We start from the raw sequence: 13,397 nt of genomic DNA on the forward strand, positions 1-13,397 counted from the left end.
CGGGCTTGGGCGTACAACGTCGCGCGCGATATGACACGATATGTCCGGCCTTTGGCGCGAGGGTATCGATGCGCCGTGCGCCCATGAGCCGCCATACTGCGTTGTCCGCGCGAATTGCCCGGGGATGATTGATGGTCGACGACACGAATAAAGAAGCCAAGCCGGTCGACGGCTTGTCCGCTGACGAGATCGACGCCGTGGCCCAGCGCAAGGCCGGATCCGCAAAAGTCGTCCACGAAGTCATTCGCCTCCAGGGTGACGAAGAGCTTGATCGGCCGCTCGCATCGCTGATCTTTTCCGGCTTTGCGGCGGGCGTTGCGATCAGTGCCTCAATTCTGACGGAGGCAGCGATCGCCGCGCGGCTGCCGGATGCCCCGTGGCGCGAGCTCGTCGTCGGGTTCGGCTATACGGTCGGTTTCGTGCTGGTCATCCTGGGCAACCTGCAGCTGTTCACCGAGACGACGGTCACCGCCGTGCTGCCGGTCGCCACGCATCCGACGCGGCGCAATGTAGGGCGCATGCTGCGGTTATGGGCGGCCGTGCTCGTGGCCAACATGGCGGGCACGTTCCTGGTGGCGGTGCTCATGGCGCATCAATTGATCCTCTCCGCCGACCATCTGAAGGCGGCGATCGAACTGTCGCGAACCGCGCTCGACCATCCCCCCATGGAGGTGCTGCTGCTGGGCATGCCGGCCGGGTTTCTCGTCGCGACGATCGCGTGGATATTGCCGAATGCGCGCGGCGGCGAGTTTTGGATCGTGGTGCTTATTACCTATGCCATCGCGATCGGTGGATTCAGCCATGTCGTGGCCGGTTCGGGCGAGGCGTGGCTGCTCGCCTTGTCGGGTGGGACGAGCTTTGCCTCCGCCATCGGCGGCTTCATTCTTCCGGCCTTGCTCGGCAACATCATTGGCGGCACCGGCCTGTTCACCGTCCTGGCGCATGGCCAGGTGCGCCCAGAGATCGAGGAGTAGCGGCAAATCCGCGGCCCGGAACTAATCTCCCCGCCGGTCACATCGACGTTGGGCGTGGCGGGCCGCCGGGGCCCATCGGATGATCGGCCCGCACCGCATCGGACAGTAGCGCCACTACCCGCTTTTCCCCTTGCAAGGCTTGCGGCACCGGTGGCGGCCCATGTCGTCCTCCCGGACCTCCGGCAAAACCGTCGGGGCCATGCCTGGGGCCAGCGCCCGCTTGTCCTGGCGGCCCTGGGGGTGGCCCTCCGGGACCGCCGAAATGATCGCGTGGCGGCGTGGCGGCGCGATCCACCCGAACGGTGAGCGTCACCAGATACCGGCCCTTGGCTTCACGGACGCTTCCCTCGACGGTGTCGCCGGCTGCAATGGCGATGCCGTCGCTCGAGTTGAGCGTGTCGCGCAGTTCGTCGCGACGATAGGCCGACACCTGGCTGTACAGGAACTCGCTCAGCGTATCGGGAAGGAAGAATTGCGAGGTTAGGTTGGTTCGCGCACCGTGCCTGACCTTGAAATGGATATGCGTGGTGCGGCCCCGATACCAGCCGGGATAGATGCTGTGGAACAGCGCGACACCGTCCGCATCGACCGGCTGCACACCGCGCAGGAACGTCGCTTCCTGCAGCTTTGTCATGGCCTGCGTGCCGGGCTGGTCGAACCCGGAATAGGCACCTTGAGCGTTGCAATGCCAGATATCGACCAGGGCATCGATGTAGGGCCGACCCGCCTCGTCGATCACGCTGAAGCGAATGTCGACGGGAATGCCGGGCAGGCCCTCGGTAATGTCGGCGCGCAACAGGTTCAGCGGAAGATAATAGGGACCTTCGGTGGCCTGCGCCGTCATCGGCGGCAGCGGTCCGACGACACATTCTGGCCCAGGAGACGCAGCGGACGTCCGGGCCGGCAACGACGCCATACCGGCGCCGACCATAGCGGAAGCGAGCAGGCGCCGGCGGTCGAGATTCGGCGGAAAGGAGGATGTGGAATCGCTCATGGCGTCGCTTAACGAGATGCCGATTGCAGGTAGATTTCGGGAATTTTTCAATTGGCCGCATTGCCGGTTGTGAAATGCGCCTGGCAACCCCTTTTTGCGGGTTGAAGACCGTTCCTAAAAAAAAGATAGCATCCGCTATTTTTGATGATAGCTTCTCCCATCGTTACTGCGGTGGGGAGCAGGAAATGGCGAAACTATATGCGGGGTTGATGGCCGGAACGGCCGTTTTGTGGAGCGTGCCGGCAGCGGCGCAGGTCGCCGCGGCGGGGGCACCGGCGGAAACCGATGCGGCGCCCGATCCGGGCCAATTGACCGAAATCGTCGTCACTGCGCAGCGCCGGGAACAATCGCTGCAGCAGGTGCCGATCAGCGTTACCGCCTTCAACGCCGCCAGCATCGCCGCGCTGAGCGCCGAGACGATCGGCGATCTCGACACTTTCACGCCGGGGCTGACGATCACCGATACGTCGGTGACGCAGCCCTCGTTTACAATCCGCGGCGTGCAGACCGACGATTTCGGCATCGGCACCGATCCGTCGGTCGGCATTTTCGTCGATGGCATCTATTCCGGGCGATCGGGATCGTCGCTGATCTTCTTCAACGATGTGCAGCGGGTGGAAGTGCTCAAAGGGCCACAGGGCACTTTGTTCGGCCGCAACACATCGGGCGGGGCGATCTCGATCATCACCAACAAGCCGACCGACACGCGCTCGCTCAGCGGCACGATCCAGGTCGGCAATTACAAAAAGGTGCGCGCCGACGCGACCGTCAACCTGCCGCTTACCGATACGTTATACCTGCGGCTGAACGGTGTTTCCAATTACCGCGACGGCTATCTGAAGGATGCGCTGACCGGCGAACGGCGCGAGCGCGAGAACAACAAGTCCGCGCGTGCGGCGCTGCGTTGGGCACCGACCGACGCGACCGATTTCGTGCTCGCTTATGATCATGACGATACCAACAAGGACGGCCCGTTCGCGATCGGCATCAGCGATTTCGCGCTGAGCAACGATCCGCGCGGGCCATTCACCAACGACGTGATCGACGACAAGGAAACGCGCGTGTTGAACGCGGTATCGTTCACCGCGACGCATCACACGGGCCCGCTGACCTTCACCAGCATCAGTTCGTTCAAGCGTTTCGAGACGCACAATCGCGAGGATGAGGACGGGACGTCCGATCCGACGCGCTATTTCGATACCGAGAATATCGAGCGCAACAGCAGCGTGTATCAGGAACTGCGGGTCGGCTTCGACGATGATCGTTTGAGCGCGATCGCCGGCGCGAGCTATTTCCACGAGCGTGGGCGGCAGACCAGTGCGGTGACGTTTCTGAGCGATTCGGTTGATCGGTTGCTCGGCGTGGTGGCCGATTTTCCGGTGTTCACGATCCTGAACACGTTCGGCGGGCTGCCGGTATTCGGGCAGACCTTTCGCGAGGACATGAACAACCGCGCTGCCAACGATTCCTACGCGGTGTTCGGCGACGCGACCTACAAGATCACCGATCAGCTGAGCCTGACCGCCGGCATCCGCTACACGCATGATCGCAAGGTGTTCACCTGGACCAATGGCGGGTTCATCTCGCCGGGGCTCGATGCGATCGTCGCGCCCGGCGGCCTGTATAACGCGATCATCGGCGTCGATGCCTTTCCCGCCGATGCGGGGATCAGCGTCGGCGATTTCCTGCGCCAGGATTTCATCATCGGGCCCAACGGGCTGGTCTTCGATGTCGGCGCGCTGGAGAACGTGCCGTTCACCAGGCGGGAAACATTCAAGGACGTCTCGCCGCGCTTCGTCGTCCAATATGATCTGAACAGCGACACGCATCTCTATGCCTCCGCGTCGCGCGGCTACAAGGCGGGCGGGTTCAATTCGACCGAGATCAACTCGTTCTTCGCGCCGGAGAATGTGTGGAATTTCGAGGGCGGCTTCAAATCGGAACTGTTCGATCGCCGCGTGCGGTTCAACGCCTCGGGCTATTATTTCAAGTATAAGAACCGGCAGTCGATCAGCCTCGAACAGGTTGGCAGCGAGCTGCCGCAATATGTCACCCGATCGGGGGATTCGAAGGCCTACGGCGTCGATCTGGAAACGCAGTTCGTCGTGTCGCCCGATCTTACGCTCGGGCTGACCGCCGGAGCGATCGATTCGACCTGGGTGAAGCGGATCGAACAGGAACGGAATCTGGCGGGACAACCGACCGGCGAGCCCAAGTTCCGCGGCGTGGCCAGCGGGCATTACAAGCATGATATCGGCGCCGGCAGCATCTTCGCGGATGCGAGCTACAGCTATACGACCAAGCAGCGCATCAACGACGCGACGCGCTTCACCGATGCCGCGATCGCGCCGTTCGTCGATTTCTCGAAGCTCGATCGGCTGCGCTCGGCGCGCAACATCGTCAATGCGCGGATCGGCTGGCGCTCGCCGGGCGATCATGTGTCGATCGCCGCTTATGCCGAGAACCTACTCAACAACAAATATTACCGTACGCTCAACACGATTTCGGCCGATATCTTCCAGACGCCCTATGTGCGCGCGGAGCGGCCGGGGTTCTACGGGGTGGAACTGGGCTTTCGTTTCTAGGAGAGACAAATGCGCAAGATACTTGCCACAATGAGCTGTGTCGCCGGGATGGCCTTGCTTGCCGGCTGCGGGCCGAAGACCGATGCGCAGGGCTTCGTGATCGATCCCGAATTCGAGAAAAACCTGCAAGCCAAGCTGCTCGATGCGAAGCCCGGCAGCGTGGTCGAGATTCCGGCGGGCAAATACGCGCTGAGCCGCAGCCTCAGCCTGACCGCCAATGGCGTGACGGTGAAGGGCGCGGGCATGGACAAGACCATCCTGTCCTTTGCCAAGGCCACGTCGGGGGCGGAGGGCATGCTCGTCACTGGCGATGATTTCACCATCCAGGATCTGGCGTTCGAGGACACCAAGGGCGATGCGCTGAAGATCAACGGCACCAAGAATGCAGTGATGCGCCGCGTGCGGGCGGAATGGACCGGCGGCTCGAAGACCAGCAACGGCGCTTACGGCCTGTATCCGGTGCAGGTCACCAACGTGCTGATCGAGGGCGCGGTGGTGAAGGGCGCGTCGGATGCCGGCATCTATGTCGGCCAATCGCGCAACATCATCGTCCGCGACAATCGCGCCGAGGGCAATGTCGCCGGGATCGAGATCGAGAATTCGAGCGATGCCGACGTCTATGGCAACACCACCACCGGCAATACCGGCGGGATCCTGGTGTTCAACATGCCCAACCTGCCGGTGCCGGGCAGCAAGACGCGGGTCTACAAGAACAACGTCACGGCCAACAACCACGCCAATTTCGGCGCCAAGGGTAGCGCGGTCAGCTCGGTGCCGCCGGGCTCCGGGGTGATCGTCAATTCCAACGACCAAGTCGAGATTTTCGACAATGACGTGAAGGACAACAAGACCGGCAACGTGCTCATTTCGAGCTATTACTCGACCGGCTTCGACACCAAGAAGGGCATCGCCGACGCCTATGATCCGTATCCTGAAAATATCTACGTTACGGGCAATCGCTTTGCGGGCGGCGGTGACGATCCGGGCGGCCGGTTTGAACCGCTGAAAGCGCTGGGCGGCGGGCGCTTGCCGGATGTGCTGTGGGATGGCTTCACCAATCCAAAGCTGAAGAGCGCCGGCATCTGCGTGCAGAACGGCGTGGCCAAGCTGCTCAATGTCGATGGGCCAGGCAAGTTCGCCAAGGCGCGGATCGACACGACGGTGAATTGCGCGCCGGCCACGCGCCTGCCGCCGATCGTGCTGCCAGCGGCGATGACCAAGGATAGCGGCACATCGTGAGCCAGATTGTGTGTGCGTACTGCCCCTCTTCGGACTACCCCGGCGCACGCCGGGGCCCAGTCGCGAAGGTCGCCGTAACAAGGCGCAGCGGTCGTTACCGGCTGGTCCGCGACTGGGCCCCGGCGTTCGCCGGGGAAGCAAGTAGATTTGCTAGGCTGCTGTTTGCGGCGATACTTGCCGTGCTCGTGACAGCCTGCAGCACCGCGCCCCGCGACGTCACGTTCCACGCCGAAGACAATCCCGCCAAGCTCTCCGATTGGGGCCTGTTCACACTCTCTGCCGGCCGCATGGTGCCGCAGGCGGGCATGGTCACCTATGAACTGAACGCACCCTTGTTCAGCGATTACGCGCAAAAATGGCGCACCATCTGGATGCCCAAGGGGGTTGCGGCGCACTATGATCCGGACAGCTGGTTCGATTTCCCGGTCGGTACGATCGTCACCAAGACCTTCTATTATTCCACCCCTGCCGGCATCGCCGGACCGCAAACCAGCAGCGCCGTGCTCAAGGTAACGCCCGCCACCTACCAGACCGGCGTGACTGGGCTCGACCTCTCCCATGTTCGCCTGATCGAAACGCGCTTGCTGGTGAAGCGCGCCAGCGGCTGGATCGCGCTGCCTTATGTGTGGAATGCCGAGGGCACCGAGGCCACGCTGGAGCGCACCGGTGCCGATATCCCGCTGACCCTTGTCGACGGCACACAAAAGAGCGCCTTCAACTATGCCGTGCCCAATCAGAACCAGTGTGCTGGTTGTCACGCGCAGGATTATCGCACCCGTGCGATCAATCCGATCGGCCTCAAGGCACGCCATCTCAACCGCGATTTCCCCGGCGAAGGCGGCGAGATCAATCAACTGCGTCGGCTGGTGGCGCTTAACTATCTGACCAGCGCGCCGGGGCAGGGCGCGCCCCGCAATGCCGATTGGCATGACAACACGGCCGGCACCGCCGGCACTGCCGCCGAAGCGCGCTCGTACCTCGATATAAATTGCAGCCATTGCCATAACCAGGAGGGCGCGGCGCGCACCTCGGGACTGTGGCTCGACGCCAAGACGATCGACCCGCGCGTGCTCGGCATGTGCAAGCCGCCGGTCGCCGCCGGGCGTGGCACCGGGGATCGTCCGTTCGATGTCGTGCCCGGTCAGCCGGATCGCTCGATCCTGCCGTACCGGATGGCCAGCACCGATCCCGGCGTGATGATGCCCGAGCTCGGCCGTGCCCTCGCGCATCGCGAGGGGGTCGATCTGGTGATCCGCTACATCACCACGCTGAAGGGCGCGTGCAATGCGGATGACGGTACGCAGGTAGCGCTACGATGAGCTGGTCGAACTGGTCCGGCAGCGTGCGAACAGCAGCGCCCGTGCTGCGCCCGGCAACCGAGGAAGCGCTGGCCGCTACCATCCGCAGCGCCTCCAGCGTCCGCGCGGTCGGGGCCGGCCATTCCTTCATGCCGCTTGGCGAGTCCGACGGGATCATCGTCAGCCTGGAGGACATGGCCGGCACGCTGACCGTCGCGCCTGATCGGCGCACTGCGCGTATTCCGGCCGGCTGGAGCATCAAGAAGCTCACCGCCGCCTTGTTCGAGGAGGGACTGGCGCTATCCAATCAGGGGGACGTTAATCCGCAGTCGTTGGCCGGCGCGATGGCCACGGGCACGCATGGCACGGGCAAGGATCTGGGCAATCTTTCGACTTTCGCGCGGGGCTTCCGCCTGATCGGCGCGGATGGAACCGCCACTTGGTGCGACACGGAGACCAACGCCGATCTGTTCCAGGCACAACGCCTGTCGCTCGGCCTGTTCGGGGTGGCGACCGAGATCATTGCCGAAGTGGTGCCGGCTTTTCATCTGTCCGAACGGATCGAAAAGAAGCCGTGGGGCGAGATCCGCGAACGCTATGACGAGCTGGTGCGCCAGCAACGCCATGTCGAATTCTGGTTCTTTCCGCATGCCGACAGCGTGATTCTGAAGACGCTGGAGTTGACCGACCCGTGCGATCCGCCGCTCTCCACCACCGATCTCGAGGAAGCGACGTTTCGCCGCCTGCTCAATGTCGGCGCGCTGATCCCACCGCTCGTGCCGACTCTGCAACGGCTGATGATGAAGACCGAGATGAACGGCCGCCGCCGCGGGCCCGCGCACGCCATCTTCCCGTCCGATCGCACGATCCGCTTCGAGGAGATGGAATATGAAATGCCCCGCGCGGTCGGGCTCGACACGTTGGACGAACTGGTCGGCTGGATCCGCCGCAAGCGCCTGCCGGTATCTTTCCCGTTCGAGTTTCGCATCGTCGCGCCTGATGATATCTGGATCAGCCCGATGAACGCCGGGCCGGTCGCGGCGATTTCGATGCACCAATATGCCAAGATGCCGTGGCGCAAATTGTTCGTGGAAGCGGAAGCGATCTTCCGTGCCGCCGGCGGTCGCCCGCATTGGGCCAAGCGCCACACGTTGACGCGTGCCGATGTCGATACGCTGTATCCGATGGCCGAACGCTATCGCGACGTGCGGCGCGTGGCTGACCCGGCAGGCAAGTTCCTCAACCCCCATTTGGCGGAGCTGTTTTCCTGATGGACGATCTCGAATTGCACGCGCACATGATCGGCCAGCAGGGCTCGCGCGCCGCGCTCAACACGCCGGTGCTGGTGGTGGATCTCGACCAACTCGATCGCAATATCGCCGCGATGCAGGCGCTGGTTGCCGCCCGCGGCGTGGCGCTGCGCCCGCATGGCAAGACGCACAAGAGCGTCGATATCGCCCGGCGGCAGATCGCCGCTGGCGCGGTCGGCCTGTGCTGCGCCAAGATCGGCGAGGCGGAAGTGTTTGCCGATGGCGGCATCTCCGGCCTGTTGATTACCTCGCCCGTCGCCGCCCCGGCAGCGATCGTCCGACTGGCCGCGCTTGCCGGCCGGAGCCCGGGCTTGATGGCGGCGGTCGACAATCCCGATGTGGTGGCCCGCCTTCAGCAGGCCTTGGCCGAGGCCGGCACCTCGCTCGACGTGGTGATCGATGTCGATCCCGGCATCCGCCGCACCGGCGTCGCATCCCCGCAGGCGGCGGTCGAACTGGCCGAGGCGATTGGCGTCGCCGACAATATCACGCTGCGCGGCGTGCAATATTATTGTGGCATACAGCAGCATGTCGAGGATTATGCCGCCCGCCATGCTGCGATCGTCGAGCGTACCGCCTATCTGCGCAGCGTGATCGACGCGCTGACCGTCGCCGGCTTCGCACCGGACATCGTCACCGGATCGGGCACCGGCACGCACCATATCGATCTTGAGCTCGGCCTGTTCACGGAGCTGCAGGCCGGCTCCTATGTTTTCATGGACAAGCAATATCTCGATTGTGACCTGACCGGCGGTGGCGTGACCCCGTTCGAACCGTCGTTGGCGGTCGATGCCCGTGTGGTCAGCGCCAATCACGATGGCCTGGTGACGATCGACGCCGGCTTCAAATCGCTGTCGACCGATGGCGGTGCGGCGCAGGTAAGCGCTGGGGCGGCGGCGGCGACGATGTTCATGTTCATGGGCGACGAGCACGCCGCGCTGATCGCGCCCGGCATCGGCAATGCGCTCCGCCCTGGGGACCCCATCAGCTTGACGGTGCCGCACTGCGACCCGACGGTGAACCTGTACGACCATTACCATATCGTGCGCGACGGTACCTTGGTCGAGATATGGCCGGTCAGCGCGCGCGGACGCGCCCGTTGAGCCTGCGCGCCGGTCAGGTCGCGGCCGTTCTGGTCGTCGGCGTGATCGGCGTGCTGATCCCGGGGCTGCAGCCGCAATTGCTCGGTGCGCTGGCAGTGGAGGGCAAGCTTTCGGTGGCGGCGTTGGGTGGGCTCGCCACGGTCGAGCTGCTGGCCATGGGCATCGCCGCGGGGGCGGCGGGGTTCGTTCTGCCAGTCACGCGTTTGCGCGCCATCGCCGTGGTGGCGTTGCTGGCGACGGGGCTGCTCGATCTGGCCACGCCACAGGTCGGCGGCGGGGGCATCTTCGCCGCGCGGGTCGGCGCGGGCCTGGGGGAGGGAGTGCTGATCTGGATCGCGATCGGCTTCATCGTGCGGACGACGCGGCCCGAACGTTGGTCGGGCATCTATCTCGCGGTGCAAACGCTGGCGCAGTTCGCCTTGGCGAGCCTGATCGGTTTCTACGCCGCCGGCAGTCTCGGGGGTTTCACGGCGCTCGGCGTCGTGACGCTGGCCGGCATTGCCGCCGTCCGTTGGCTACCTACTGCTTATGCACCACTCACCGGTGATGCCGACACTGGCGGCAGGCCCGCCCCGCGTGGCCTGCTCGCTCTGGCCGGCGTGTTGTTGTATCTCGCGTTCATCGTCGCCGTCTGGGTCTATGTCGAACCGCTGGGCTTGCAGCGTGGCCTGTCCCCCGCAACCGTTCACTTGATCGCGCCCTTGTCACTGGCGATGCAAGTACTGGGCGCTGGCGCTGCGACCTTGCTTGCGGGGCGTTTGCCGCCGCGGCTGACGATCATCGTCGTCGGCCTGATCAATCTGGCTTTGCTCGCGGTCATGGCGACGCCGCCCTCGCCCGCCTTGTTCGTCGCGGCGACCGCGCTGTTCGGCTTCCTGTGGCTGTTCGCCATGCCGTTCCAGGTGCCCGTGCTGATCGCAGCCGATCCCACGCGCCGTGCGGCGTCGCTGATCGGCGGCGCGCAATTGGTCGGCTCGGGTCTTGGCCCGGTGCTCGCGGGCCTGCTGGTCGGGGAGGGGGATATCGCATCGGTGCTCGGCTTCGGCGCCGTGAGTCTTGTGCTTGGCGTGTTGGCGCTGGTCGTCGCGGGGTCGCTGCGCCATAGCCCCCGCGCATGACCACCGCCCTCGCCCTCAAACGCTCGCAGCCGAAGCAGGAGCGCGCCCAGGCCACCTATGAACGGCTGCTCGATGTGGCCGGCGCGTTGCTGGGCGAGGTCGGGCTCGACCGGATAACGACCAATCTGATCTGCGCGCGCGCCGGGCTCACCCCGCCGGCGCTCTACCGCTATTTCGACGACAAATATGCCGTGCTCGAAGCGCTCGGCCGGCGCCTGATGATGCGGCAGAACGCCGTGCTCGAGCAATGGATCGCGCGCCATGTCGATCACGGCCTTGCTGCGCTGCGCGACGGGATCGAGCAATTGCTGCGCGAGACGGCGGCGGTCACGCAGTCCGAACCGGGCGCGGTGTGGATCCTGCGCGCGCTGCACGCGACTCCGCAACTGGTCCATGTCCGGCTGGAGTCGCACCGTCACGTCACCGATAAACTGGTCGCCGCTTATGCGCGGCATCTGCCTGAGGTCGATCGCGTCGAGCTATGGCAGCGGCTGCGCCTGTCGGTCGAGCTCGGCTTTGCCGCCGACGAAATGCTGCAGGAGGAGACGCGTATCTCGCCGGAATTCGCGATGCGCCGCGTCGCCGCGCTGCTTCGCGCGGACCTGACCGACTGACCGTGGCGATGCGCCTGGCGCAAGTGGCGCCGGTTCCTCCGACCGGCACGAAGGGCTGCCGTCACGTCAGGGCAATAGCTTGGGTCGGGGGCGGGTGGCTACTCGCCTGCAATCAATTCCAGCACGTCACCAATAATCCGCCGCATGGCAACCCGCGCACCCGCCATGTCACGCGCGGCAATGGCATCCGCCACGGCAGCGTGGTGGGGGATGTTGGCGTTGCGGCCTTTGATGCGGTTGGTGAAGCGGATCGACGTGCGCAGCGCCGTGGACACCACCGACTGGAATTGCCCGTAAAACGGATTTTTCGACGCGCGCAGGATGGCGAGGTGGAAGGCAATATCGGCATCCAGCGGATCATCCTCGCCAGCTTCCGCCGCCGCCATCCGCGCCAGTCCGGCCTGGATCGCGGCAATATCCGCGGCATCATGGAACTGCGCCGCCAACGCCGCCGCCTCGGGCTCGATGGCGATGCGCAACTGATTGAACTGGCGCAGTAATTCGACCGAGAACTTGCGTTCGAGCAGCCAACGCAGCACATCCGGATCGAACAGGTTCCAATTGCCCGCCGGCTGCACGATAGTGCCCTGGCGCGGTCGCGCGCTAACCAGGCCCTTGGCAGTAAGCATCTTGACCGCTTCACGCGTCACCGACCGGCTGACGCCATAGGCCTTGGCGATCTCCGCCTCGGTCGGGAACGGTCGCTGTTCGTAGCGCCCGGTGACGATCGCGCGGCCCAACGTATCGAGCATGCCGTGGGTCAGATTTCGCCCCAGATCGGCCGGGTTGGGGGTCGGTTCGGTATCGCGGATCGGGCTCGCCATGGCCCCGTCTGGCGCAAAGCCGCGGCGCTGTCACGCGGCGCGACACGCGCGGCGAGCGTTTCTGACGCACGATCCGGCGCGGGCGTGCAACTCTTCCCGCGACGAGACATTGGGGCGTGATGAGCGCGTTCGCGCCGCACAGGAGACACAGATGAAGATGCGAAAACTCGGCTCGCAAGGGCTTGAAGTGTCCGCCCTTGGCCTTGGTTGCATGGGCATGTCGGAATTCTATGCCGGCCGCGACGACGTGGAATCCGCCGCGACGATCAACCGGGCGATCGATCTGGGGATCACCTTCCTCGACACGGCTGATATGTACGGCGTCGGCAAGAATGAGGAACTGGTCGGCCGCGTGGTGCGCGAGCGCCGCGAATGGGTGGTGGTGGCGACCAAGTTCGGCAATGTGCGCGGCGCGGATGGCAGCTTTCAGGGCGTCAACGGGCGGCCGGACTATGTCCGTGCGGCCTGCGATGCGAGCCTCAAACGTACCGGGCTCGATGTAATCGATCTCTATTATCAGCACCGCGTCGATCCGCAGGTGCCGATCGAGGAGACGGTCGGCGCGATGGCCGAGCTCGTCGCGGCGGGCAAGGTCAAGTATCTCGGCCTGTCGGAGGCCGCGCCGGCGACGATCCGCCGCGCCCATGCGGTCCATCCGATCACCGCGCTGCAGACCGAATATTCGCTGTGGACGCGCGATCCGGAGGACGCGATCCTGCCCACGTTGCGCGAACTCGGCATCGGCTTCGTGCCTTATTCGCCGCTCGGTCGGGGCTTCCTGACCGGCCAGTTCAAGACCCTTGAGGATCTGCCGGCGGACGATTACCGGCGCAACAATCCGCGCTTTCAGGGCGAGGCCTTCGCCAAGAATCTCGCCTTGGTCGCGGAGATCGAGCGCATGGCGCAGGACAAGGGGTGCACCCCGGCGCAGCTCGCTTTGGCCTGGGTGATGGCGCAGGGCGAGGATATCGTGCCCATCCCTGGGACCAAGCGGCGCACCTATCTCGAGAACAATCTGGGTGCGCTGAATGTCTCGTTGGATGATGCGGAACGCGCACGGATCGACGAGATCTTGCCGCCGGGCGCGGCGACCGGGCTGCGTTATGCTGCGCCACAAATGGCAGCGCTCGATCACTGAGGGCGGGGCGGTACCTTCGCCGTATAGGCCAGGCCCGCACCCTTGGTGCCGTCATGCTGAGGTTGGTTTATCGTTCATCGTTCTACAAGGTCGGGCTGATTTTGCGGCACAATGGATTCTGAATCGACTTTAGGATGAAGGGTCTGGGTGGGGCTTTCCCACCTGTTTACCGTTGACTGGGCGTTTACCAGCCCGGCGGG

Annotated in this window: 11 protein-coding genes; 9 read left to right on the forward strand and 2 right to left on the reverse strand. The window is 64.6% G+C overall.

From position 1 onward, the window contains the following. Positions 1-131: 131 nt before the first annotated feature. Complete coding sequence (locus U1739_RS17220) at positions 132-974, forward strand: formate/nitrite transporter family protein (RefSeq protein WP_332709819.1); 843 nt, start codon at positions 132-134, stop codon at positions 972-974. A 37-nt stretch (positions 975-1,011) separates the two neighbouring features. Here U1739_RS17220 and U1739_RS17225 read toward each other — a convergent pair whose 3' ends face one another. After that, positions 1,012-1,818 (reverse strand): intradiol ring-cleavage dioxygenase, encoded by an 807-nt coding sequence (locus U1739_RS17225; RefSeq protein ID WP_332709820.1) that lies wholly within the window; start codon positions 1,816-1,818, stop codon positions 1,012-1,014. A gap of 335 nt (positions 1,819-2,153) precedes the next feature. Here U1739_RS17225 and U1739_RS17230 point away from each other — a divergent pair, with 335 nt between their 5' ends. The 7 genes from U1739_RS17230 to U1739_RS17260 all read left to right on the forward strand — a co-directional run bounded on the left by U1739_RS17230 (position 2,154) and on the right by U1739_RS17260 (position 11,235). Beyond that, the gene (locus U1739_RS17230) at positions 2,154-4,553 is read left to right on the forward strand and encodes a TonB-dependent receptor (RefSeq protein ID WP_332709821.1); all 2,400 of its coding nucleotides are present in this window, start codon (positions 2,154-2,156) and stop codon (positions 4,551-4,553) included. Between the two features lie 9 nt (positions 4,554-4,562). Next, positions 4,563-5,792, forward strand: coding sequence for a parallel beta-helix domain-containing protein (locus U1739_RS17235; RefSeq protein WP_332709822.1), 1,230 nt, complete (start codon positions 4,563-4,565; stop codon positions 5,790-5,792). Between the two features lie 179 nt (positions 5,793-5,971). Continuing rightward, positions 5,972-7,111, forward strand: a complete 1,140-nt coding sequence (locus U1739_RS17240) for an SO2930 family diheme c-type cytochrome (protein WP_332709823.1) — start codon at positions 5,972-5,974, stop codon at positions 7,109-7,111. Next, complete coding sequence (locus tag U1739_RS17245; protein ID WP_332709824.1) at positions 7,108-8,361, forward strand: D-arabinono-1,4-lactone oxidase; 1,254 nt, start codon at positions 7,108-7,110, stop codon at positions 8,359-8,361. The genes U1739_RS17240 and U1739_RS17245 overlap by 4 nt, the downstream gene beginning before the upstream one ends. After that, positions 8,361-9,503: a DSD1 family PLP-dependent enzyme gene (locus U1739_RS17250; protein ID WP_332709825.1), complete on the forward strand. Its 1,143-nt coding sequence runs from the start codon at positions 8,361-8,363 to the stop codon at positions 9,501-9,503. Before U1739_RS17245 ends, U1739_RS17250 begins: the two co-directional genes overlap by 1 nt. After that, complete coding sequence (locus tag U1739_RS17255; protein ID WP_332709826.1) at positions 9,470-10,621, forward strand: hypothetical protein; 1,152 nt, start codon at positions 9,470-9,472, stop codon at positions 10,619-10,621. The genes U1739_RS17250 and U1739_RS17255 overlap by 34 nt, the downstream gene beginning before the upstream one ends. Then, complete coding sequence (locus U1739_RS17260; protein ID WP_332709827.1) at positions 10,618-11,235, forward strand: TetR/AcrR family transcriptional regulator; 618 nt, start codon at positions 10,618-10,620, stop codon at positions 11,233-11,235. Before U1739_RS17255 ends, U1739_RS17260 begins: the two co-directional genes overlap by 4 nt. 98 nt (positions 11,236-11,333) lie before the next feature. Here the strand turns inward: U1739_RS17260 and U1739_RS17265 are convergent, their stop codons facing one another. Then, positions 11,334-12,059: a FadR/GntR family transcriptional regulator gene (locus U1739_RS17265; protein WP_332709828.1), complete on the reverse strand. Its 726-nt coding sequence runs from the start codon at positions 12,057-12,059 to the stop codon at positions 11,334-11,336. A gap of 151 nt (positions 12,060-12,210) precedes the next feature. Here U1739_RS17265 and U1739_RS17270 point away from each other — a divergent pair, with 151 nt between their 5' ends. Then, the gene (locus U1739_RS17270; RefSeq protein WP_332709829.1) at positions 12,211-13,197 is read left to right on the forward strand and encodes an aldo/keto reductase; all 987 of its coding nucleotides are present in this window, start codon (positions 12,211-12,213) and stop codon (positions 13,195-13,197) included. The last annotated feature ends 200 nt before the right edge of the window (positions 13,198-13,397 follow it).

Origin of the sequence: Parasphingomonas puruogangriensis (genome assembly GCF_036663635.1) — a bacterium.
In the GTDB taxonomy this organism is placed as follows: domain Bacteria; phylum Pseudomonadota; class Alphaproteobacteria; order Sphingomonadales; family Sphingomonadaceae; genus Sphingomonas.